The 23,060-nt window shown below is 72.1% G+C and carries 17 protein-coding genes; 15 read left to right on the forward strand and 2 right to left on the reverse strand.

Features of this window, described 5'->3' with window-relative positions:
- Position 1 precedes the first annotated feature (1 nt).
- The 9 genes from gatA (at position 2) to ACZ67M_RS35660 (ending at position 10,727) form a co-directional block, all read left to right on the forward strand.
- Positions 2-1,495: an Asp-tRNA(Asn)/Glu-tRNA(Gln) amidotransferase subunit GatA gene (gene gatA, locus ACZ67M_RS35620; protein WP_361366934.1), complete on the forward strand. Its 1,494-nt coding sequence runs from the start codon at positions 2-4 to the stop codon at positions 1,493-1,495.
- Positions 1,492-1,731 carry a hypothetical protein gene (locus tag ACZ67M_RS35625; protein WP_055421828.1) on the forward strand — a complete coding sequence of 80 codons (240 nt, stop codon included), beginning with the start codon at positions 1,492-1,494 and terminating at the stop codon, positions 1,729-1,731. The genes gatA and ACZ67M_RS35625 overlap by 4 nt, the downstream gene beginning before the upstream one ends.
- A gap of 15 nt (positions 1,732-1,746) precedes the next feature.
- Positions 1,747-3,261 (forward strand): Asp-tRNA(Asn)/Glu-tRNA(Gln) amidotransferase subunit GatB, encoded by a 1,515-nt coding sequence (gene gatB, locus ACZ67M_RS35630; protein WP_385799909.1) that lies wholly within the window; start codon positions 1,747-1,749, stop codon positions 3,259-3,261.
- A gap of 218 nt (positions 3,262-3,479) precedes the next feature.
- Positions 3,480-5,726: an MMPL family transporter gene (locus ACZ67M_RS35635; RefSeq protein WP_361366938.1), complete on the forward strand. Its 2,247-nt coding sequence runs from the start codon at positions 3,480-3,482 to the stop codon at positions 5,724-5,726.
- The gene (locus ACZ67M_RS35640; RefSeq protein WP_469854131.1) at positions 5,704-6,279 is read left to right on the forward strand and encodes a GNAT family N-acetyltransferase; all 576 of its coding nucleotides are present in this window, start codon (positions 5,704-5,706) and stop codon (positions 6,277-6,279) included. The genes ACZ67M_RS35635 and ACZ67M_RS35640 overlap by 23 nt, the downstream gene beginning before the upstream one ends.
- Before the next feature lie 35 nt (positions 6,280-6,314).
- Complete coding sequence (locus ACZ67M_RS35645; protein WP_469854132.1) at positions 6,315-6,914, forward strand: hypothetical protein; 600 nt, start codon at positions 6,315-6,317, stop codon at positions 6,912-6,914.
- A 199-nt stretch (positions 6,915-7,113) separates the two neighbouring features.
- Positions 7,114-7,296: a hypothetical protein gene (locus tag ACZ67M_RS35650; RefSeq protein WP_361366945.1), complete on the forward strand. Its 183-nt coding sequence runs from the start codon at positions 7,114-7,116 to the stop codon at positions 7,294-7,296.
- 104 nt (positions 7,297-7,400) lie between these two features.
- A complete protein-coding gene (locus ACZ67M_RS35655; RefSeq protein WP_469854133.1) occupies positions 7,401-10,487 on the forward strand; it encodes a helix-turn-helix transcriptional regulator in 3,087 nt (1,028 codons plus the stop codon).
- Positions 10,488-10,526: 39 nt separating this feature from the next.
- Positions 10,527-10,727, forward strand: a complete 201-nt coding sequence (locus ACZ67M_RS35660; protein WP_385799917.1) for a DUF6191 domain-containing protein — start codon at positions 10,527-10,529, stop codon at positions 10,725-10,727.
- Positions 10,728-10,736: 9 nt separating this feature from the next.
- On the opposite strand, the gene ACZ67M_RS35665 is transcribed toward ACZ67M_RS35660, so the two are convergent.
- Positions 10,737-11,906: a PQQ-dependent sugar dehydrogenase gene (locus ACZ67M_RS35665; RefSeq protein WP_469854134.1), complete on the reverse strand. Its 1,170-nt coding sequence runs from the start codon at positions 11,904-11,906 to the stop codon at positions 10,737-10,739.
- Between the two features lie 98 nt (positions 11,907-12,004).
- Positions 12,005-13,003: an aldo/keto reductase gene (locus ACZ67M_RS35670; protein ID WP_450733909.1), complete on the reverse strand. Its 999-nt coding sequence runs from the start codon at positions 13,001-13,003 to the stop codon at positions 12,005-12,007.
- Positions 13,004-13,079: 76 nt separating this feature from the next.
- On the opposite strand from ACZ67M_RS35670, the gene ACZ67M_RS35675 reads away from it, so the two are divergent.
- The 6 genes from ACZ67M_RS35675 to serA all read left to right on the forward strand — a co-directional run bounded on the left by ACZ67M_RS35675 (position 13,080) and on the right by serA (position 23,040).
- The gene (locus ACZ67M_RS35675; RefSeq protein ID WP_392103944.1) at positions 13,080-14,021 is read left to right on the forward strand and encodes a 2-hydroxyacid dehydrogenase; all 942 of its coding nucleotides are present in this window, start codon (positions 13,080-13,082) and stop codon (positions 14,019-14,021) included.
- Between the two features lie 338 nt (positions 14,022-14,359).
- Entirely contained in the window at positions 14,360-17,422 is a 3,063-nt protein-coding gene (locus tag ACZ67M_RS35680; protein ID WP_469854135.1) for an EAL domain-containing protein, read from the forward strand.
- A gap of 243 nt (positions 17,423-17,665) precedes the next feature.
- The gene (locus ACZ67M_RS35685; RefSeq protein ID WP_361366962.1) at positions 17,666-19,513 is read left to right on the forward strand and encodes an acetolactate synthase large subunit; all 1,848 of its coding nucleotides are present in this window, start codon (positions 17,666-17,668) and stop codon (positions 19,511-19,513) included.
- Positions 19,514-19,547: 34 nt separating this feature from the next.
- On the forward strand, positions 19,548-20,072 hold the full coding sequence (ilvN, locus tag ACZ67M_RS35690) for an acetolactate synthase small subunit (protein WP_122617626.1): 525 nt from the start codon (positions 19,548-19,550) through the stop codon (positions 20,070-20,072).
- A 118-nt stretch (positions 20,073-20,190) separates the two neighbouring features.
- Complete coding sequence (gene ilvC, locus ACZ67M_RS35695; protein ID WP_361366966.1) at positions 20,191-21,189, forward strand: ketol-acid reductoisomerase; 999 nt, start codon at positions 20,191-20,193, stop codon at positions 21,187-21,189.
- A gap of 261 nt (positions 21,190-21,450) precedes the next feature.
- Entirely contained in the window at positions 21,451-23,040 is a 1,590-nt protein-coding gene (gene serA / locus ACZ67M_RS35700) for a phosphoglycerate dehydrogenase (RefSeq protein ID WP_307015237.1), read from the forward strand.
- The last annotated feature ends 20 nt before the right edge of the window (positions 23,041-23,060 follow it).

A 23,060-nucleotide genomic window follows, 5' to 3' on the forward strand; every position in this document is an offset into this window, starting at 1 on the left:
CATGAGCGACATCATCAGGCTCACCGCGGCCGAGATCGCCGCGAAGATCGCCGCCGGCGAGCTGACCGCCGTCCAGGTCACCGAGGCGCACCTGGCCCGCATCGAGGCCGTCGACGAGAAGGTGCACGCCTTCCTGCACGTGGACCGCGAGGGCGCGCTGGCCCAGGCCCGCGAGGTCGACGCCAAGCGCGAGCGCGGCGAGAAGCTCGGCCCGCTGGCCGGCGTCCCCCTCGCGCTGAAGGACATCTTCACCACCGAGGGCGTCCCGACCACCGTCGGCTCGAAGATCCTCGAAGGCTGGATCCCGCCGTACGACGCGACCGTCACCAAGCGCCTCAAGGCCGCCGACGTCGTCATCCTCGGCAAGACCAACATGGACGAGTTCGCCATGGGGTCCTCCACCGAGAACAGCGCCTACGGCCCCACCGGCAACCCCTGGGACCTCACCAAGATCCCCGGCGGTTCCGGAGGCGGCTCCTCCGCCGCCCTCGCCGCCTTCCAGGCCCCGCTCGCCATCGGCACCGACACCGGCGGCTCCATCCGCCAGCCCGCGGCCGTCACCGGCACGGTCGGCGTCAAGCCGACCTACGGCGGCGTCTCCCGCTACGGCATGGTGGCCTTCTCCTCCTCCCTCGACCAGGGCGGCCCCTGCGCCCGCACGGTCCTGGACGCGGCCCTGCTGCACGAGGTGATCGCCGGGCACGACCCGATGGACTCCACCTCCGTCGACGCCCCGGTCCCCGCGGTCGTCGAGGCCGCCCGCAACGGCAGCGTCGAGGGCATGCGCGTCGGCGTCGTCAAGCAGTTCCGCGGCGAGGGCTACCAGGCCGGCGTCATCCAGCGCTTCGACGAGTCCGTCGAGCTGCTGAAGTCGCTGGGCGCCGAGATCGTCGAGCTGGACTGCCCGTCCTTCGACCTGGCGCTGTCGGCGTACTACCTGATCGCGCCGTCCGAGTGCTCGTCCAACCTCGCCCGCTTCGACGGCCTGCGCTACGGCCTGCGGACCGGCGACGACGGCACGCACTCCGCCGAGGAGGTCACCTCCCTGACCCGCGAGGCCGGCTTCGGCCCCGAGGTCAAGCGCCGCATCATGCTCGGCACGTACGCCCTGTCGAGCGGGTACTACGACGCCTACTACGGCAGCGCGCAGAAGGTCCGCACCCTCATCAAGCAGGAGTTCGAGCGGGCCTTCGAGCAGGTCGACGTGATCGTCTCCCCGACGACCCCGACCACCGCCTTCCCGATCGGCGAGCGCGCCGACGACCCGATGGCGATGTACCTGGCCGACCTGTGCACCATCCCCACCAACCTGGCGGGCAACGCGGCCATGTCGCTGCCCTGCGGCCTCGCCCCCGAGGACAACCTGCCGGTGGGTCTGCAGATCATCGCCCCCGCCATGAAGGACGACCGCCTGTACAAGGTCGGCGCCGCCGTAGAGGCCGCCTTCGTGGAACAGTGGGGCCACCCGCTGATCGAGGAGGCACCGTCGCTGTGAGCGCACTGACCAAGGCAAAGGGCTTCAAGAAGTCCCGGTCCGGCCTGTACGTCTCGATGGCCACGTCGGCGTTCGGCGCCGTCGGGGTCTACAAGCAGATCAAGAAGGCCCGTGGTGACAACGACACGCTGCGGCTGCTCGACGCCGTCGTCACGGGCGCCGCGGTCGTCACCAACCTCGCCATCCTCTACCGCGAGCTGAAGCGGCTCGGCGACGACGACGTCCTGCTGGGCTGAGAGGGAAGTTTCACCGTGACCACCACGACCGACCTGGTGTCGTACGAGGACGCACTCGCGTCGTACGACCCCGTCATGGGCCTCGAGGTCCATGTCGAACTCGGCACCAAGACCAAGATGTTCTGCGGCTGTTCGACCGCGCTCGGCGCGGACCCGAACACCCAGACCTGCCCCGTCTGCCTCGGCATGCCCGGCGCCCTCCCGGTCGTCAACGCGACCGGCGTCGAGTCGGCGATCCGGATCGGTCTCGCGCTGAACTGCGAGATCGCCGAGTGGTGCCGCTTCGCCCGGAAGAACTACTTCTATCCGGACATGCCGAAGAACTTCCAGACCTCCCAGTACGACGAGCCGATCGCCTTCGACGGCTACCTCGACGTGCAGCTGGAGGACGGCGAGACCTTCCGCGTCCAGATCGAGCGCGCCCACATGGAGGAGGACACCGGCAAGTCGACGCACGTCGGTGGCGCGACGGGCCGTATCCACGGCGCCTCGCACTCCCTGCTCGACTACAACCGCGCCGGCATCCCGCTCATCGAGATCGTCACCAAGCCGATCGAGGGAGCGGGCGAGCGCGCCCCCGAGGTCGCCCGGGCCTACGTCCGTGAGCTGCGCGAGCTGATCCGTGCCCTCGGCGTGTCCGAGGCCCGCATGGAGATGGGCCAGATGCGCTGCGACGTCAACCTGTCGCTGCGCCCGCACGGCCGGGAGAAGTTCGGTACCCGCAGCGAGACCAAGAACGTCAACTCGCTGCGTTCCGTGGAGCGCGCGGCCCGCTTCGAGATCCAGCGGCACGCCGCCGTGCTGAACGACGGCGGCACCATCGTCCAGGAGACCCGCCACTTCCACGAGGACACGGGGTCCACCACCTCGGGCCGCGTGAAGGAGGAGGCCGAGGACTACCGGTACTTCCCGGAGCCCGACCTGGTGCCGGTGGCCCCCTCGCGCGAGTGGGTCGAGGAGATCCGGTCCGCCCTGCCCGAGCTGCCGCTGGTGCGCCGCAACCGGCTCCGCGAGGAGTGGGGCGTCTCCGGCAACGACATGCAGTCCATCCTCAACGCCGGAGCGCTGGACCCGATCGTCGCCACCATCGACGCGGGCGCCGACGCGACCTCCGCCCGCAAGTGGTGGATGGGCGAGCTGGCCCGCAGCGCCAACGAGTCGGGCAAGGCGCTCGACGAGCTGGCGATCACGCCGGTCCAGGTCGCGCGCGTCGCCGAACTGGTGACGAAGGGCGACCTGAACGACAAGCTGGCCCGCCAGGTCATCCTGGGCGTCCTCGCCGGTGAGGGCACGCCGGACGAGGTCGTCGACAAGCGCGGTCTGAAGGTCGTCTCCGACGAGGGCGCGCTGACCGCCGCCGTCGACGACGCCATCGCCGGCAACCCGGGCGTCGCGGACAAGATCCGCGGCGGCAAGGTGGCCGCGGCCGGCGCCCTGGTCGGCGCGGTCATGAAGGCCACCCGGGGTCAGGCGGACGCGGCCCGCGTCAAGGAGCTGATCCTGGAGAAGCTGGGCGTGACCGAGGGCTGAGCACCGCAGCACCGCAACACGCGAGCCCTGGGGGGACGCGCCGGCCACGGCGTGTCCCCCCAGGGCCGTTGTTGTGAATAAGCCCACTAAGTCCGCAAACGATCAATTCTGCCTGCAAGAGTGATTCCGCATTGCTCATGCGTTCTTTGCGGGCCGTTCACACCATGGACGACTGCCCCCGGTCAAAGATCCACAATCAGACACCTGGGAGCACGTTCGTGGCAGCCCTCGCACGCTGGTGTGTTCGACGTCGGCTCATCGCCGTCCTGCTGTGGCTGCTCGCCCTCGGCGGCGTGGCCACGGCCGCCGCCGTCACGGGCTCCGCCTACTCCAACGACTACGCGATCCCCGGCACGGACTCCGACCGCGCCTCCCGGCTGCTCGCCTCCGGCTTCCCAGGCCTCGACGGCGACAGCGACACGGTCGTCTGGCACACCGAGGACGGCACCGTCCGGGACCCCGCCGTCGAACAGGCCATGTCCGGCGCCCTCCAGCGCATCGCGGAACTGCCCGGGGTGGCCGCGGTGACCAACCCCTACGACGACCCCGACTCGCCCCACATCAGCGAGAGCGCCCGTACCGCCTACGCCACGGTGACCTTCGAGGACGCCTCGGGGGACATCGACGCGGCCGAGGCACGTGCCGTGGTGGACACCGCCGAGGCGGCCCGGGCGGACGGGCTCCGCGTCGAGATGGGCGGCGGCGCCGTCGCGCTCACCGAGTCGGCCGGCAGCCACCTCGCCGAGGCCGTCGGCGTGGCCGTGGCCGCGGTCGTGCTGTTCCTCGCCTTCGGCACCGTGGCCGCGGCCCTGCTGCCCATCGCCACCGCGCTGGTCTCCGTCGGCACCGCCTACGCCGGCATCACGCTCCTCGGCCACTTCATGACCGTCGCCGACTTCGCGCCCATGCTGGGCACCCTCATCGGACTCGGCGTGGGGATCGACTACGCCCTGTTCATCGTCACCAGACACCGGCGCGGACTGAAGCGCGGCCTGTCCGTCACCGAGGCCGCCGCCAGTGCCGTGGCGACCACGGGACGCGCCGTCGTCTTCGCGGGTGCGACCGTTTGCATCGCGCTGCTGGGCATGCTGATCCTCCGGCTCAGCTTCCTCAACGGCGTCGCCGTCGCCGCCTCGCTGACCGTGCTCCTCACCGTCGCGGCCTCCGTCACCCTGCTGCCGGCCCTGCTGTCGTACATCGGCCCGCGGGCGCTGAGCCGGCGCGAGCGGCGCCGCCTGGCGGAGCACGGGCCCGAACCCGAGGTGCCCACCGGGTTCGCCGCACGCTGGTCGGCCTTCGTCGAGCGGCACCCCAAGCTGCTCGGCGCCGTCGCCCTCGTCGTCATCACCGTGCTCGCGCTGCCCACCCTCGACCTGCGCCTCGGCACCTCCGACCAGGGCAACGACCCCCGCTCCACGACCACCCGCCAGGCCTACGACCTCCTCGCCGACGGCTTCGGCGCAGGCGTCAACGGCCCGCTCACCCTGGTCACCGAGGTCCGCGGCGCCGAGGACCGCCTCGCACTGGACAACCTCGACGCCACCCTGCGCACCACCGAGGGCGTCTCCTCGGTGACTCCGGTGATGTACAACTCGGCCGGCGACGCCGCGTACCTCAGCGTCGTACCCGAGTCCGCCCCGCAGTCCCGGGACACCAGCGACCTCGTCGAGCGGCTGCGCTCCGAGGTGCTGCCGCGTGCCGAGGCCGGCACCGCGCTCGACGTGCACGTGGGCGGCGTGACGGCCGGCTACGACGACTTCGCCGGGGTCATCGTCGGCAAGCTGCCCCTCTTCGTCGGCGTCGTCGTCGGGCTGGGCTGCGTGCTGCTCCTGCTCGCCTTCCGCTCCGTCGGCATCCCCCTCAAGGCAGCCGTCATGAACGTCGCCGCCGTGGCCGCCGCCTTCGGCGTCGTCGTGGCGATCTTCCAGTGGGGCTGGGGGAGCGAACTGCTCGGCCTCGGCAGCGCGGGACCGATCGAGCCCTTCCTGCCCGTGATCATGGTCTCGGTGCTCTTCGGGCTCTCCATGGACTACCAGGTGTTCCTGGTCAGCCGGATGTACGAGGAGTGGCTGGAGACGGGCGACAACCGCCGTGCGGTCCGGGTCGGGCTCGCCGAGACCGGCCGAGTGATCAACTCCGCCGCCGTCATCATGATCTCGGTCTTCCTCGCCTTCGTACTCAGCGGCGACCGGGTGATCGCCATGTTCGGCATCGCGCTCGCCGCCGCCGTCGCCCTGGACGCCTTCGTCCTGCGCACGCTGCTGGTGCCCGCCCTGATGCACCTCCTGGGCCGCGCCAACTGGTGGCTGCCGCGCCGCCTGGACGCCGTACTGCCGCGCATCAGCATCGAGCCGCCGGAGTGCCGGGACGCCCATGAGAGGCTGGCCGCTGCGACGGACGCCGAGGTGGCGGACGTTCTCGCGGAGGAGGAGCGGCAGCGGCATGTACGCGATATCACTGGGTGACGACGGCGCCGAACTGCGCCCCCTGGAGACCTGGCACGCCGAGGAGTTCCTGGCCCATCTGGACCGGGGCCGGGACTTCATCACCGAGCACATTCCCTTCGGGGCGAAGGCCACCGACGTCGACTCCGCGCGCGAGGTGCTCCAGGCGTACGCCGACCGGCACGCCGCCGACAGCGGCTTCCTGCACGGGCTGTGGCTGGACGGCAAGCTCGTCGGCGGCCTGCTCTACCGCGTCTTCGACGCCGCCACCGGCGTCTGCGAGATCGGCTGCTGGCTGGAGCCCGCCGGAACCGGCCGCGGCCTGGTCACCCGCGGCGCCCGCGTCCTGATCGACTGGGCCTTCGACGAGCGCGGCATGCACCGCGTGGAGTGGCACGCCTCCTCGGCGAACACCCCGAGTGTCAACGCCGCGCGGCGACTCGGCATGATGCGTGAGGGTGTGCTGCGGGAGAGCAACCTCTACCGGGGTGCCCGCCAGGACATGGAGGTGTGGGCGGTGCTCGCGCCCGAGTGGCGTGAAGCACGCGCGCGTGCCGCTCACAGGGATCATTAAGGGACCTCTCAGACAGCGTCCGTACGGTGCGAGGCATGGGAACGAAGACAGTGGACGAGACCGGCGTGAAGACCGAGGACAAGACGGACGCGGTGGCCGAGGCGCCCGAGAGCGCGGAGGCCGAGAGCGCGGAGGCCGAGAGCGCGGAGGCCGAGAACGCGGAGGCCGAGACCGCCGACGCCGTGAACGACGAGGCAGTGGAGGACGACGCCGTCACCGGTGCCACCGACAACGAGGGCCCCACCGGCGTCGGCCAGGGCGCGGGCGCCGTCGTCTCCGCCGGACTGGGCATCGTCTCCCTGACCGGCAGCTGGGTCGGCACCGTGGCCTCCGCGCGCGAGTCGCTGATCGGCCAGCTCCAGTCGACCTCGACCTCCGACGTCGGCGCGCTCATCGAGAAGGGCTACGGCAACGCCTGGCAGGCCACCGCGATGTGGGGCGGCATCTTCGCCCTGGTCGCCCTGATCGTCGGCGTCGTGGTGCTGGCCCGCCCCGCGTTCGGCGCGCCCGGCCGGCCGCAGGCCCCGTGGATCAAGTCGGTCGCCTGGGCGGGCGTCGGCCTCGGCGTCATCGGCCTGCTGCTGGCCGTCCTGAAGTACACGGACGTCCTTCTCGGCCTGCCGTCCGCCGGCTGACCCGGCCGACTGAGGGGTCTTAGGACACCGGCGCGCACCTGGCGCCGTTCCTAAGGCCCCTCACGCACGTCTAAGGCCCCGCCCGGCGCCGAAGATGCGGCACTTACCCGATGTGGCGGACCCCCCTGGGAGACGAAGGTTGAGGCATCGCAGAGAGCGAAGCCGAAACCGGCCTCACACCAGGGAAAAGGGACACACCATGTTCGAGTACGAGATCCACCGGAACCGTTCCGCCGAACTCATCCGCCGCGCCGACGAGGCCCGGCTGGCCCGCGAGGCCGTCCAGGCCCGTCGTGCCGAGCGCCGGGCCCGGCACGCCGCCGCCGAGACGGAGAGCCATACGCCGCGACAGCGCCGGCACGGGTTCGCCCGGGTCGCGTGAACGGGGGGACCGGGGAGGGAGGCCGCACGGCCTCCCTCCCCGCCGTCGTCTCCGAGGCCGTCCCGTCACCGAAAACCGATCCTCCGCCGTCGGACCCGCGTGCGATGCTCTGGTCCGTGGAGACCAGGTCCGTGAGTCCCGTGTTCGTCGGCCGCGCCGGTGAACTGGACACCTTGAAGGACGCGCTCGGGCGCGCCGACGCCGCCGAACCGCAGGCCCTGCTGCTCGGCGGCGAGGCGGGCGTCGGCAAGACCCGCCTCGTCGAGGAGTTCGCCGCCGCCGCCGGCCGGCAGGGCGCCGTCGTCGCGCTGGGCGGCTGCGTCGAGATCGGCGCCGACGGGCTGCCCTTCGCGCCCTTCTCCACCGCGCTGCGCGCCCTGCGCCGCCACCTGCCGACGGAGCTGGCCGCCGCGGCCGCCGGACAGGAGGAGGAGCTGGCCCGGCTGCTGCCCGAACTGGGCGAGGCCACCCCGGGCACCGGCGGCCGGCACGACGAGGAGAGCATGGCCCGCCTCTTCGAACTCACCGCCCGCCTGCTGGAGCGCGTCGCCGCCCGGCACACCGTCCTCCTCGTCCTGGAGGACCTGCACTGGGCCGACGCGTCCACCCGCCACCTGATCGCCTACCTCTTCCGCACCCTGCGCACCGGCCGCCTGGTGGTCCTGGCCACCTACCGCTCCGACGACATCCACCGCCGCCACCCGCTGCGCCCGCTGCTCGCCGAACTCGACCGGCTGCGCACCGTCCGCCGCCTCGAACTGGGCCGCTTCACCCGCGACGAGGTGGGCCGCCAGATCGCCGGCATCCTCGCCCAGGAACCCGACCCGCTCCAGGTCGACGAGATCTTCGAACGCTCCGACGGCAACGCCTTCTTCGTCGAGGAACTCGCCGTGGCCGCCCACGAGGGCAGCTGCGCCGGCCTCACCGACTCCCTGCGAGACCTGCTCCTGGTCCGCGTGGAGGCCCTCCCCGAGAGTGCCCAGCGGGTGGCCCGGATCGTCGCCGAGGGCGGTTCCACCGTCGAGTACCGGCTGCTCGCCGCGGTCGCCCGGCTCGCCGAGGACGACCTCATCGAGGCGCTGCGGTCCGCGGTGAACGCCAACATCCTGCTCCCCGCGCCCGACGGCGACGGCTACCGCTTCCGCCACTCCCTGGTCCGCGAGGCCGTCGGCGACGACCTGCTGCCCGGCGAGCGCTCCCGCCTCAACCGCCGCTACGCCGAGGCCCTGGACGCCGAGCCCACGCTGGTGCCCGCGACGGAGCGCGTGATGCGCCTGGCCAGCTACTGGTACCACGCCCACGACGCGGCGAAGGCCCTGCCCGCCGTCCTCGACGCCTCCGTCGAGGCCCGCCGCCGCCACGCGTACTCCGAACAGCTCCGGCTGCTGGAGCGGGCCATGGAGCTGTGGGACGCCGCCCCCGACGACGTACGCGACACGCTGCGCCCCGTCGACTACACCGAGGTCTACCCGCCCCGCGGCTGCGACCCGGCCACCACGCCCCTGCGCTACCTGGACCTGATGGCCGAGGCGGCCGTCGCCGGACGGCTGTGCGGGGAGCGCGAACGCGCGATGAAGATCACCAAGCGGGCGCTGCGGCTCCTGGAGGACGAGCCGGACACCGTGGCCGGGCCGGGCGCGACCGGCCGCGACCCGCAGCGCGCCGCCTGGTTCTGGACGCAGCGCTCCCTCCTGGTCCAGGCCCAGGGCCGCGGCGACGGCTGGCGCGAGCTGGGCATCGCCCAGGAACTGGTCCGCGGCCTGCCGCCCTCCCAGGTGCACGCCGAGGTCCTCGCCATGGCCGCCAACTGGCAGATGCTGCACAGCCCGGGCCCGGGCGCGGTGACCGCCGCCGAGCGGGCCGTGGAGTACGCGCGCATGGTCGGCGCCGACGACATCGAGCTGAACGCCCGGCTCACCCTCGGCGGCCTGATGGTGGACGCCGGGCACATCGAGGCCGGACTCGCGGAGATGTTCCAGGTCAGAGACTTGGTGGTGGCGCAGGGACGCTCCCCCGCGGTGGCCCGCAGCCACGTCAACCTGCCCTCGACGCTGGAGAGCCTGGGCCGGTCCGAGGACGCCATCGGCATCCTGCGGGAAGGCGTCGACCTCACGCGCCGGATGGGACTGCTGGACTCCGAGGCCTGGGTCTGGGGCAATCTCGCCGAGTCACTGATCTCCCTGGGCCGCTGGGACGAGGCGATGCGGGCCGCGGACATGGCCGCCGCCCCCGGCCGGGGCCCCGCACCCCGCGGCGGCGCCGCCCTGAAGCGGGCCGCCGTCAGCCTCGCCCGCGGCGAGCGTGCCGAGGCCGCCCGGCTGCACGCCGAGGCCCGCGCCGCCTACGGCAGCCACGACCCGATGCCGCAGCACCACCTGCCGCTGGCCGCCCTCACCGTCGGCATCGCCGCCGCCGACGGCCGCCTCCCGGACGCCCGCGCCGAACTCGGCCGCGTCCTGGAGGAGGGCTTCCCGCCCGGCACCCAGCGCTACGGCTGGCCGCTGCTGCTCTCCGCCGCCGAGGCGGAGGCCGACGCCCGCACGCTGCCGGCCGCCGAGGAGGGCCGGGCCGAGGTCCTCGACCGCATCGCGGCCGCCGCCAAGTCCCTGACCACCGGCGTCCCCGTCTGGGAAGCCCACGAGAAGTGGGTCCGCGCCGAACTGCACCGGGCCCGGGCCCGGGACACCCCGCAGACCTGGTCGGAGGCGGTCACCGCCTTCGAGTGCCTGGAGCGGCCCTACGATCTCGCCCGCGTCCGCCACCGGCTGGCCGGCGCCCTCCTGGCCACCGGCGGCGAGGACGAGCGCGCCCGCGCCACGGAGCTGCTCCGCCTGGCCGGCACCGTCGCCGAACACCTCGGCGCCCGCCCGCTGGCCGACGCCGTCGCCCAGCTCGCCCAGCGCGCCCGCCTCACCCTCGGCCACCGCACGGGCCCCGAGACCGCCCCCGCCGATCCGGCCGAGGCCCTGGGCCTCACCGGCCGTGAGCGCGACGTGCTGCGCCTGGTCTCAGACGGCCGCACCAACCGCCAGATAGCCGAGGAGCTGTTCATCTCGCCCAAGACGGCCAGCGTGCACGTCTCCAACATCCTGGCGAAGCTCGGCGTCTCCGGCCGCGGCGAGGCGGCGGCACTGGCCCACCGGCTGGCGCTGTTCCCCGCCGAACGGCTCACGTCCGGTTCGACGGAGTGACGCTTACGCTGTAAGGGACGCCGAACGACGGAGGCACGCGTGTTCAACGCATTCGACGAACTGTTCTCCCCCGGCCGCAAGCACACCCGCGACGAGCAGAACCGCCTGGAGCTGACCCGCGAGGACGTCGGCGACGGCGACCCCGGCCGGGGCCCGATAGACCTCGGCTCGGGCCGGGTCGTCGTCCACCCGCCGCACCCCGAGGAGGCCGCGAAGCCCGCGCCGTCCGAGGAGGAGTGACAGGCCGCCCTAGCTCACCTCCAGCTCCAGGATCCGGTCGTCGCCGCCCTTCGCGTCGCCCCGGCCGTCGGTGTTGCTGGTGACCAGCCACAGCTTGTCGCCGCCCGCCGGGGCCACCGTGCGCAGCCGGCCGTACTCGCCCTCCAGGAACGCCTGCGGGTCTGCCGAGGTCTCCGTGCCCTTCAGCGGAATCCGCCACAGCCGCTCGCCGCGCAGCCCCGCCATCCACACCGAGCCCGCCGCGTACGCGATGCCGCTGGGGGAGGCCTCGTCGGTGCTCCACTGGGTCACCGGGTCGTGGAACCCGGAGCCGCCGCCCTCGCCCTCCGCCTCGGGCCAGCCGTAGTTGTCGCCCGGCTTGATCGCGTTCAGCTCGTCCCAGGTGTCCTGGCCGAACTCCGAGGCGAACAGGCGCTGCTTGCCGTCCCAGGCCAGCCCCTGCACGTTCCGGTGGCCGTAGGAGTACACCGGGGAGTCGGGGGAGGGGTTGCCGGGCGCCGGTTCGCCGTCCGGTGTCATCCGGAGGATCTTGCCGCCGAGGGAGTCCTTGTCCTGCGACAGCCCGGTGTCGCCGCTCTCGCCGGTGCCCGCGTAGAGCATCCTGTCGGGGCCGAACGCGATCCGGCCGCCGTTGTGGATCACGCCCTTGGGAATGCCCCGGAAGACCGTGTCGGGCGCCCCCAGCTGCTCACCGGCCGGCTTCTTCTCGTCGTACAGCATGCGCACGATGCGGTTGTCCGAGGCGGAGGTGTAGTACGCGTAGATCATGTGGTCCGAGGCGTAGTCGGGGGAGAGCGCGATGCCCAGGAGGCCGCCCTCGCCCGACGCGGAGACCCCGGGCACCTCGCCCAGCTCCGTCTTGCCGCCGTTCTTCTCGGAGACGCGCGTGATCGTGGCGTCGTCGCGGGAGGAGACCAGCAGGTCGCCGCCCGGCAGCGGGGCCAGTCCCCAGGGGCTGTCCAGTCCCGTGGCGACCGTACGGAGCACCTTCACGGAGCCCTTCGCCGGGGGCGTCTCCTCGGCGGCCGGTCCGGACGGCGAGGACCGCGCGGTCGTGGTCGCGGAGGAGGCGCCGCCGTCCGTGTCCGACGGGTCCCCGTCGCCGGAGGAGCAGCCGGCCGTCAGCAGGAGGGCGGTGGCGGCCAACACGGCCGACACGGCTCGACGTTGCACGATCATGGTCCCTTCGACGCGGCGGGTTCTTCCCTGTCATACACCGCACGGGCCTTCCGAGTTCCCGATCGCCGCAACCCGAACCCGGGCGGCCCCGGCGCCGGTCAGTCCCAGGAGCCCCGCGCCGCCGGCAGCCCCCGCACCTCGGCCAGGTCCCGCTCGGTCAGCCGCAGCCCGGCCGCCCCGGCGTTCTCGCCCACCCAGCGCTCCCGCTTGGTGCCCGGCACCGGCACCACGTGCGGTCCCTGGGCCAGCACCCACGCCAGCGCCACCTGCGCCGGGGTGACCTCGTCGCCGTGCCGGGCCGCGATCCGGCGCAGGCCGGCCACGATCGGCTGGTTGGCGGCCATCATCTCCGCGGTGAAGCGGGGATGCCGGGCGCGCAGGTCCTCCGGCTCGAAGCCCTGCCCGGGCGTCAGCGTGCCGGTCAGATAGCCGTTGCCCAGCGGCATCGCGGCGAGGAAGCCCACGCCGCGCGAGACGCACCACGGCAGCAGCGTGCGCAGCGCCTCCGGCGACCACACCGACAGCTCGGCCTGCACCGCGCTCACCGGGAAGACCTGCTGCACCCGCTCCAGCTGCCTGATCGTCGCGTCGTGCAGCCGCGCCCCCGGCCGCCGGGCCGACCGCGCGCCGACCGCGCAGAGCCCGAGCGCCCGCACCTTCCCCGCCCGCACCAGGTCGGCCATCGCGCCCCAGGTCTCCTCGACCGGTATCTCGGGGTCGGCCCGGTGCAGTTGGTAGAGGTCGATGACGTCCGTCTGGAGCCGGCGCAGCGAGGCGTCGCAGGCCCGTCGCACATAGCCGGGGCGGCCGTTGGCCACGATGTGCTGCTCGCCCACGAGGAGTCCGACCTTGGTCGACACGAAGGCGTCGGAGCGCCGCTCCCGCAACACCCGCCCCAGCAGCAGCTCGTTGGTGAACGGGCCGTACATGTCCGCCGTGTCCAGCAGGGTGGCGCCCAGGTCGAGGGCCCGGTGCACCGCCCTGACCGACTCGTCACCCCGCTGCCGCGACGTGCTGTACGCCCAGCTCATCGGCATGCATCCCAGTCCGACGGCCCCCACCGCGAGCGCCGTCGCGCCGATCGTCCTGCGCTCCACCTGGTCGTGACCCTCCCTCGTCAGGCCACCCAACCTAACCTCTGCCCCTCCGCCTCCCTGACATAGCCTCCTGACCATGACTGCTGACGTGTGGCTGCCCATCCCGCCGGACGAGATCGAGGGCCTCCCCGAGGGCCCCGTGTACCGCCACTGGAACGGCGAGGAGACCTTCCCCGCCGACCCGGCCGACTGCGCGTACTACGTCGTCCCCTACATGAAGCCCAGCGGGGTCGGGACCCGCCCGCTGCCCGGCATGCGCTCCGTCCAGGTCGTCCAGACGCTCTCCGCGGGCATCGACCACGTGGAGCCCGGACTCCGGCACCTGCCCCCGGGCGTCCGGCTGTGCAACGCCCGCGGCGTGCACGAGGCCAGCACCGCGGAGCTGACCCTGGCCCTGATCCTGGCGTCGCTGCGCGGTGTCCCGGACTTCGTGCGGGCCCAGGACCGGGGCGAGTGGCTCGGCGGGTTCCGGCCGGCGCTCGCCGACCGGAAGGTGATGGTCGTCGGGTACGGGTCGATCGGCGCCGCGATCGAGGACCGGCTCGTGCCCTTCGAGGTCGCGCCGGTCGTGCGCGTCGCGCGCTCCGCTCGCACCACGGCGCGCGGTCCGGTGCACCCACTCACCGACCTGCCCGCCCTGCTCCCGGAGGCCGACGTCGTCATCCTCTCCACGCCGCTCACCGAGACCACCCGCGGGCTCGTCGACGCGGAGTTCCTGGCCCGGATGAAGGACGGCGCCCTGCTCGTCAACGTCGCGCGCGGGCCGGTCGTCGACACGAAGGCGTTGCTCGCCGAACTGGAGAGCGGACGCCTCACCGCCGCCCTCGACGTGACCGATCCCGAACCGCTGCCGCCGGGCCACCCGCTGTGGCATGCTCCCGGCATAGTCATCAGCCCGCACGCCGGCGGGCCGACCTCCGCCTTCCTGCCGCGCGCCAAGCGGCTGCTGGTGGACCAGTTGAACCGTTTCGTGAACCGGGAACCACTGCGCAACGTGATCCTGACGACGGGCGAGTAATCCGTTTCGGGCACCCTCCGCAATCCCCTGGATGCGGTGGGTGCGGGCATATCCGCTGGTCGTCACGGAGCGTAGAGAACCTATGTCCCTGAGTGACGATCCTGGTGTATCGTCCGACAGGGGACGCGCCGCGCACCGTTCGGCGCCGGGGATGGACATCTCAGACTGTGAGGGGGGCGACGGGCGATGCACGGCCTATGGACGAACGACCCGACGCGGCGGAGCCGCCGCCGGCGACCCTGGCGCACGGCCACGACCGCGCGCAGACGGGGCCGGCACAGCCTTCCCGCCCAGTGCGGCCCTCACCTCCGCCGGCCGGGCGGCCGCGGCAGGCCCCGGTGAGCCCGCCGCCCGCGCCCACGCTGGACGGAGCGCTGCGCGCACAGCCGACCCCGGGACCGCTGCTGCCCCGGCCCTCGGCCGCCTCCCGCGGCCCCACGTTCGTCCGCCAGCTCGTGCTGGCCCTGGTCTGCGCGGTCTACGCCGTCGGGTCCGCGCTCGGCTGGGGTTCGGAGTACGCCGCCAAGGTCATGGGCGACTTCGGGCTGAGCGCCGCCGCGGGCGCCGCCGCCGTCTCCTGCTTCCTCTACGCCCGCGGACGCCGCGTCCGCTTCCGGCCGGCGTGGCTGCTCTTCGCCCTCTCCTCGGCCATGGCGTCCCTGGGCAACCTGGTCTGGGGGTGGTACGAGGTCGTCCTGCGGGTGCCCGTGCCCAGTCCCAGCTACGCCGATCTGTTCTTCCTGTGCTTCGCGCCGCCCGCCATCGTGGGGCTGCTGGTCCTGGCCAAACGGCCGGTCACCAAGGCCGGCTGGATCTGCCTGGGCCTGGACGCCTGGCTGATCGGCGGCTCGCTGCTGACGCTGGCCTGGAGCCTCGCGCTCGCCCAGGCGGCCAAGGCCGAGGGCGGGTCCAGCGTGGCCCACTCCGCGCTCTCGGTGGCGTACCCGCTGCTCGACATCGCGCTGGTCAGCATGGTGCTGGCGCTGCACTTCAGGCGCTCGCCCGTCTGCCGCTCGGCCGTCAACACCGCCATCGGCGCGCTCGCCCTGACGGTGATGTGCGACGCCCTCTTCACCTCACCGCTGTTCCACAACAACTACCGCTCCGGCCAGCTGCTCGACGCGGGCTGGTTCGCCGGCTCCCTGCTGCTCGCCTACGCCCCCTGGGCCGCGACCCGGCGCGGACCGGCCCCGGACACGGAGAGCGCCGGCGGGCACACACGCGTGGTGCGCGAGCACGTGCCCGGACAGCGCGGCTCCGGCCACCCGCAGGCGCCACCGCCCGTGCCGGCATCGGGCGGTGAGCGGGGGCGCTATCCGACCGCCCGGCCCATCGCCGGATCCCTGGCCGCGCTCACCCCGTACCTCGCCGCCGCGGTCTGCACCCTGGGCATCCTCTACAACGTGCTCAACGGCCGCAGCGTCGACCGCGTGGTGCTGCTGACCGGCGGCACCGTGGTGCTCGCACTCGTCGTCCGGCAGGGCATCATGCTGCTCGACAACATCGTCCTCACCCAGGAACTGGCCCAGAAGGAGAACCACTTCCGCTCCCTGGTGCAGGGCTCCAGCGACGTCATCATGATCGCCGCGCCCTCCGGCATCCTCCGCTACGTCTCCCCGGCCGCAGCCGGTGTCTACGGCCGCCCCGCGGAGGAACTGGTCGGCAGCGAACTGGCCGGGCTCATCCACCCGGAGGACCTCGGCTGCGTGATGCACGAGGTGCGCAGGTTCCTCGCCGCCAGTCCCGTCGAGGAACCGACCGCGCGCATCGAGTGCCGCTTCCGCTCCGGGGGCGGCGGCTGGCTCAACGTCGAGTCCACCGTCAACCGCCACCACGGCGGCCTCATCTTCAACAGCCGGGACGTCACCGAGCGCGTGCGCCTCCAGGCCCAGCTCCAGCACAACGCCGAGCACGACCCGCTCACCGACCTGCCCAACCGCGCCCTGTTCACCCGGCGCGTCCAGCAGGCGCTCTCGGGCCGGCGTGCCATGGACCGGGGCGCCGCCCTGCGGGGCACCGCGGTGCTCTTCATCGACCTCGACGGCTTCAAGGGCGTCAACGACACCATCGGCCACCAGGCCGGGGACGAACTGCTGGTGCAGGCCGCCCGCAGACTCCACGAGGCCGTCCGCAAGGGGGACACCGCCGCCAGACTGGGCGGCGACGAGTTCGCGGCCCTGATCGTCGGCGACGGGGCCCGGGACCGGGCCGCCCGCGAGGGCCACATGCGGGAACTCGCCGACCGCCTGCGGATGACCCTCTCCCAGCCCTACCTCATCGACGGCAACGATGTCCGTGTCAACGCCTCCATCGGTGTCGCCTTCGCCGAACCCGGCCTCGGCGCAGGCGAGTTGCTGCGCAACGCCGACCTCGCGATGTACCGGGCCAAGGCGAGCGGCAAGGGCCGCGTCGAGCTGTACCGGCCGCAGATGCAACAGGACGTCGTGCGTAAGGCCGAGCTGGCCACCCGGCTGCGGGTCGCGCTGCACGACGGCGAGTTCGCGCTGCTGCACCAGCCCGTGGTCTCCCTGACGGACGGCCGGATCACGTCGGTCTGCGCCCAGGCGCGATGGCGCTCCTCGCAGGGCGTGCTGTTCACCCCCGCCGAGTTCCTGCGGGTCGCCGAGGACGCCGACAAGACCGCCGAACTGGACCGCTGGGTGCTCCAGGAGGCCGTCGAGCAGGCCGCCGAACGCGCGGCGACCGGGCTGCCGGTCACCGTGGCCATACGCATCGGGGCCCGCCGCCTGCTGGACCGCTCGATGCCGCTGGGGTCCGTGGAGGCCCAGCTGACCCGGCACGGACTCCCGCCGGGTTCTCTCCTGATCGAGCTGTCGGACATCGACCCACGGGTCGGCCTGGACGAGCTGGACCGCCGGCTGAACGCGCTGCGCAGGGTGGGTGTCCGGATCGCGCTGGACGGCTTCGGCAGCGGCTACGCGGCGATCACCGCGCTGCGGCGCCTGCCCGTGGACGTGCTCAAGCTCGACCGCGGGCTGATCGAGGGCGTCGTGGAGTCGGCGCGGCTGCACAAGATCACCAGCGGTCTGCTGCGCATCGCCACCGACCTCGGGCTGAAGTCCGTGGCCGACGGGGTGGACCTGCCCGAGCAGATCGTCGCCCTGCGGGCGATGGGCTGCACGCACGGACAGGGCATGGCGTTCTCCGGGCCGCTGGACGAGTACCGGCTGCGCAGAGCGCTGGGCACCGGCCACTACCCGGTGCCGCACGGACCGGCCGAACCGGCCTTCGCGGGCGGCGCCAAGGGGGTGTACGCCAAGAACGTCGGCACCACCGTCACCGGCCAGGTCCCCGGTGGACTTCCGCCGGGACTGCCGGCCGTCCTCGGTGGTGGTACGGCACTGCGCTCACATAATGAGACTCCCGTCCCACCCACTTGACAGTGGGTGCGCGCCGGGGGGAGGGTCAGTGCCATGCGCACCCGAATTCTCGTACTTGGAAAGCGCGTCGGCTGAAGCTGGTGATGTCCGGACCACCCGGACTCCCGGCGACCCACACCCGACGCGCTCCCCTCGCTTGCCTTATGGCACGAGGGGTTTTTTGTTGCACAGGCACCCGCCGAGCAGCAGCCGCAGACCGCACGAAACCTCGCAAAAACCCTCAGCATCGAGAAGAGAATGCCGATGACCGAGCAGGCCACCGGGGCCCATCACCCGCAGCCGCGGCCCCGTTCCGGAGGACAGCAGTCCGCCCCCGAGTCCGTCACGGGTGCGAAGTCCCTCATCCGCTCGCTTGAGGAGGTCGGGGTCGACACCGTATTCGGCATTCCCGGTGGCACGATCCTTCCCGCCTACGACCCGATGATGGACTCCAGCCGGGTGCGCCACGTGCTCGTCCGTCACGAGCAGGGCGCGGGCCACGCGGCCACCGGCTACGCGCAGGCCACCGGCAAGGTCGGCGTCTGCATGGCGACCTCCGGTCCCGGTGCCACCAACCTGGTGACGCCGATCGCGGACGCCAACATGGACTCGGTGCCGCTGGTCGCGATCACCGGCCAGGTCGTCTCCAAGGCGATCGGCACGGACGCCTTCCAGGAGGCGGACATCGTCGGCATCACGATGCCGATCACCAAGCACAGCTTCCTGGTCACCAAGGCCGAGGACATCCCGAAGACGATCGCCGAGGCCTTCCACATCGCCTCGACCGGCCGTCCGGGACCGGTCCTCGTCGACATCCCGAAGGACGTGCTGCAGACGCGGACGACCTTCTCCTGGCCGCCGGCCACCGACCTGCCCGGCTACCGCCCGGTCACCAAGCCGCACGCCAAGCAGATCCGCGAGGCCGCCAAGCTCATCTCCGCCGCGAAGCGCCCCGTGCTCTACGTCGGCGGCGGCGTGCTCAAGGCGCAGGCCACCGCCGAGCTGAAGGTCCTCGCCGAACTCACCGGAGCGCCCGTCACCACCACCCTGATGGCGCTCGGCGCGTTCCCCGACAGCCACCCGCTGCACGTGGGAATGCCGGGCATGCACGGTGCGGTCACCGCCGTCACCGCGCTGCAGAAGGCCGACCTGATCGTCGCCCTCGGAGCCCGCTTCGACGACCGCGTCACCGGCAAGCTGGACAGCTTCGCCCCGTACGCCAAGATCGTCCACGCCGACATCGACCCGGCGGAGATCGGCAAGAACCGCGCCGCCGACGTCCCGATCGTCGGGGACGCCCGCGAGGTCATCGCCGACCTCGTGCAGGCCGTCCAGAAGGAGCACGACGAGGGCAACAAGGGCGACTACACCGCCTGGTGGAAGGACCTGTCCCGCTGGCGCGACACCTACCCCCTCGGCTACGACCAGCCCGAGGACGGTTCGCTCTCCCCGCAGCAGGTCATCGAGCGCATCGGGCAGCTCGCGCCCGAGGGCACGATCTTCGCGGCCGGCGTCGGCCAGCACCAGATGTGGGCCGCCCACTTCGTCCAGTACGAGAAGCCCGCCACCTGGCTCAACTCCGGCGGCGCCGGAACCATGGGCTACGCGGTCCCGGCCGCCATGGGCGCCAAGGCCGGCATGCCCGGCAACGCGGTCTGGGCGATCGACGGCGACGGCTGCTTCCAGATGACCAACCAGGAACTGACCACCTGCGCCCTGAACAACATCCCGATCAAGGTCGCCGTCATCAACAACGGCGCCCTCGGGATGGTCCGCCAGTGGCAGACCCTGTTCTACAACCAGCGGTACTCCAACACCGTGCTCCACTCCGGCCCCGAGGACGTCAACCCGGACGCCCGCGGCACCCGCGTCCCCGACTTCGTGAAGCTGTCGGAGGCCATGGGCTGCTACGCCATCCGCTGCGAGGACCCCGCCGACCTCGACAAGGTCATCGAGGAGGCGAACTCCATCAACGACCGGCCCGTCGTCGTGGACTTCATCGTCCACGAGGACGCGATGGTCTGGCCGATGGTCGCCGCCGGCACCTCCAACGACGAGATCATGGCCGCCCGGGACGTCCGCCCGGACTTCGGCGACAACGAAGACGACTGAGAGCCGTCAGGACTTCAAGCAGAGGAAGCAGACCATGTCCAAGCACACGCTCTCCGTCCTGGTGGAGAACACCCCCGGCGTCCTCGCCCGGATCACCGCCCTCTTCTCCCGCCGCGGCTTCAACATCGACTCGCTCGCCGTCGGCGTCACCGAGCACGCCGACATCTCCCGCATCACCATCGTGGTGAGCGTCGAGGACTTCCCGCTGGAGCAGGTGACGAAGCAGCTCAACAAGCTCGTCAACGTGCTCAAGATCGTCGAGCTGGAGCCGGCCCAGGCCGTCCAGCGTGAACTCGTTCTGGTGAAGGTGCGCTCCGACAACGAGACGCGCTCCCAGATCGTCGAGATCGTCCAGCTGTTCCGCGCCAAGACCGTCGACGTCTCCCCGGAGGCCGTCACCATCGAGGCCACCGGCAGCAGCGACAAGCTGTCCGCCATGCTCAGGATGCTGGAACCGTACGGCATCAAGGAACTCGTCCAGTCCGGCACGATCGCCATCGGCCGCGGCGCCCGTTCGATCACGGACCGCTCGCTGCGCGCACTCGACCGGTCCGCATGACCACGGCGACGGGCGGCCGGCGCGACAGCCGGCCGCCCGTATGCCGAGACCCCGAAACTTCCCTTCCCCCCACCGGCATACGGTGGGACGCAACACCTGCACACAAGGAGAGAACCCAGTGGCCGAGCTGTTCTACGACGCCGACGCCGACCTGTCCATCATCCAGGGCCGCAAGGTCGCGGTCATCGGGTACGGCAGCCAGGGCCACGCCCACGCCCTGTCGCTGCGCGACTCCGGCGTCGACGTGCGCGTCGGTCTGCACGAGGGCTCGAAGTCCAAGGCCAAGGCCGAGGAGCAGGGCCTGCGCGTGGTGAGCCCGTCCGAGGCCGCCGCCGAGGGCGACGTCATCATGATCCTCGTCCCGGACCCGATCCAGGCCGAGGTCTACGAGAAGCACATCAAGGACAACCTGAAGGACGGCGACGCGCTGTTCTTCGGTCACGGCCTCAACATCCGCTACGGCTTCATCAAGCCCCCGGCCGGCGTGGACGTCTGCATGGTCGCCCCCAAGGGCCCGGGCCACCTGGTGCGCCGTCAGTACGAGGAGGGCCGCGGCGTTCCCTGCATCGCCGCCGTCGAGCAGGACGCCACGGGCAGCGCCTTCGCGCTGGCCCTGTCGTACGCGAAGGGCATCGGCGGCACCCGCGCCGGCGTCATCAAGACGACCTTCACCGAGGAGACCGAGACCGACCTCTTCGGCGAGCAGGCCGTCCTGTGCGGTGGCACGGCCGCGCTGGTCAAGGCGGGCTTCGAGACCCTGACCGAGGCCGGTTACCAGCCGGAGATCGCCTACTTCGAGTGCCTGCACGAGCTGAAGCTGATCGTGGACCTCATGTACGAGGGCGGCCTGGAGAAGATGCGCTGGTCGATCTCCGAGACCGCCGAGTGGGGCGACTACGTCACCGGCCCGCGGATCATCACCGACGCCACCAAGGCCGAGATGAAGAAGGTCCTGGCCGAGATCCAGGACGGCACCTTCGCCCAGCAGTGGATGGACGAGTACCACGGCGGTCTGAAGAAGTACAACGAGTACAAGAAGCAGGACTCCGAGCACCTGCTGGAGACCACCGGCAAGGAGCTGCGCAAGCTCATGAGCTGGGTCGACGAAGAGGCGTAGTCCTCACCGCCGGGGGCCGGAGCGACGTCGCTCCGGCCCCTTCGGCGAACCCGGGGTAACGTCGGGTGCACGGCGTTGTCCACCCCGTCCACCCACGGACGGGTGATCCTTCCGCAGAGGCGCGGGACGACGTCCGCCACGCCACTAGACTGCTGAACACATACGCGTCAGGCCCACAGCGTCGTGCGTCTTCCACGCGGCTTAGCGACACCGAATGCGGCCGTCGGGACGGCCGTCCGCATTGGACTTGTGAGGACTCACGTGAGCTCGAAACCTGTCGTACTCATCGCCGAAGAGCTGTCGCCCGCGACCGTGGACGCGCTCGGCCCCGACTTCGAGATCCGCCAGTGCAACGGCGCGGACCGGGCCGAACTGCTCCCCGCCATCGCCGACGTGGACGCGATCCTGGTCCGCTCCGCCACCAAGGTCGACGCCGAGGCCATCGCCGCCGCCAAGAAGCTGAAGGTCGTCGCCCGGGCCGGGGTCGGCCTGGACAACGTCGACGTCTCCGCCGCCACCAAGGCCGGCGTGATGGTCGTCAACGCGCCGACGTCCAACATCGTGACCGCCGCCGAGCTGGCCTGCGGCCTGATCGTCGCCACCGCCCGCAACATCCCGCAGGCCAACGCCGCGCTGAAGAACGGCGAGTGGAAGCGCAGCAAGTACACCGGCGTCGAGCTGGCCGAGAAGACCCTCGGTGTCGTCGGCCTCGGCCGCATCGGCGCCCTCGTCGCGCAGCGCATGTCGGCCTTCGGCATGAAGGTCGTCGCCTACGACCCCTACGTGCAGCCCGCGCGGGCCGCGCAGATGGGCGTCAAGGTGCTGTCGCTGGACGAGCTGCTCGAGGTCTCCGACTTCATCACCGTCCACCTGCCCAAGACCCCCGAGACCCTCGGCCTGATCGGCGACGAGGCGCTGCGCAGGGTCAAGCCGAGCGTTCGCATCGTCAACGCCGCGCGTGGCGGCATCGTCGACGAGGCGGCGCTGTACTCGGCGCTCAAGGAGGGCCGCGTCGCGGGCGCCGGCCTGGACGTGTACGCCAAGGAGCCGTGCACGGACTCGCCGCTGTTCGAGTTCGACCAGGTCGTCGCCACCCCGCACCTCGGCGCCTCCACCGACGAGGCCCAGGAGAAGGCCGGCATCGCGGTCGCCAAGTCGGTGCGGCTCGCCCTCGCCGGTGAGCTGGTCCCGGACGCGGTCAACGTCCAGGGCGGTGTCATCGCCGAGGACGTCAAGCCGGGTCTGCCACTCGCCGAGCGCCTCGGCCGGATCTTCACCGCGCTCGCCGGCGAGGTCGCCGTCCGCCTCGACGTCGAGGTCTACGGCGAGATCACCCAGCACGACGTGAAGGTGCTGGAACTCTCCGCCCTCAAGGGTGTCTTCGAGGACGTCGTCGACGAGACGGTCTCCTACGTCAACGCCCCGCTGTTCGCCCAGGAGCGCGGCGTCGAGGTCCGGCTGACCACCAGCTCGGAGTCCCCGGAGCACCGCAACGTCGTCACGGTGCGCGGCACCCTCGCGGACGGCGAGGAGGTGTCGGTCTCCGGCACGCTGGCCGGCCCGAAGCACCTCCAGAAGATCGTCGCCGTCGGTGAGTACGACGTCGACCTCGCCCTCGCCGACCACATGGTCGTCCTGCGCTACGAGGACCGTCCCGGCGTCGTCGGCACCGTCGGCCGCGTCATCGGCGAGGCCGGCATCAACATCGCCGGCATGCAGGTCGCCCGTGCGACGGTCGGCGGCGAGGCGCTGGCCGTGCTGACCGTCGACGACACGGTGCCCTCCGGGGTGCTGGCGGAGGTCGCGGCGGAGATCGGCGCGACGTCCGCCCGGTCGGTGAACCTCGTCTGAGGTGACCGTCCTCCGGGGGT

The sequence above is a fragment of the Streptomyces sp. NPDC107500 genome (assembly GCF_055582785.1).

Excerpts from the sequence above, each read along its gene's own strand:
- gatA (WP_361366934.1), top strand. The coding sequence starts at position 2 with ATGAGCGACATCATCAGGCTCACCGCGGCCGAGATCGCCGCGAAGATC.
- ACZ67M_RS35640 (WP_469854131.1), top strand. The coding sequence starts at position 5,704 with ATGTACGCGATATCACTGGGTGACGACGGCGCCGAACTGCGCCCCCTG.
- ACZ67M_RS35645 (WP_469854132.1), top strand. The coding sequence starts at position 6,315 with ATGGGAACGAAGACAGTGGACGAGACCGGCGTGAAGACCGAGGACAAG.
- ACZ67M_RS35650 (WP_361366945.1), top strand. The coding sequence starts at position 7,114 with ATGTTCGAGTACGAGATCCACCGGAACCGTTCCGCCGAACTCATCCGC.
- ACZ67M_RS35655 (WP_469854133.1), top strand. The coding sequence starts at position 7,401 with ATGCTCTGGTCCGTGGAGACCAGGTCCGTGAGTCCCGTGTTCGTCGGC.
- ACZ67M_RS35665 (WP_469854134.1), bottom strand. The coding sequence starts at position 11,906 with ATGATCGTGCAACGTCGAGCCGTGTCGGCCGTGTTGGCCGCCACCGCC.
- ACZ67M_RS35675 (WP_392103944.1), top strand. The coding sequence starts at position 13,080 with ATGACTGCTGACGTGTGGCTGCCCATCCCGCCGGACGAGATCGAGGGC.
- ACZ67M_RS35685 (WP_361366962.1), top strand. The coding sequence starts at position 17,666 with ATGACCGAGCAGGCCACCGGGGCCCATCACCCGCAGCCGCGGCCCCGT.
- ilvN (WP_122617626.1), top strand. The coding sequence starts at position 19,548 with ATGTCCAAGCACACGCTCTCCGTCCTGGTGGAGAACACCCCCGGCGTC.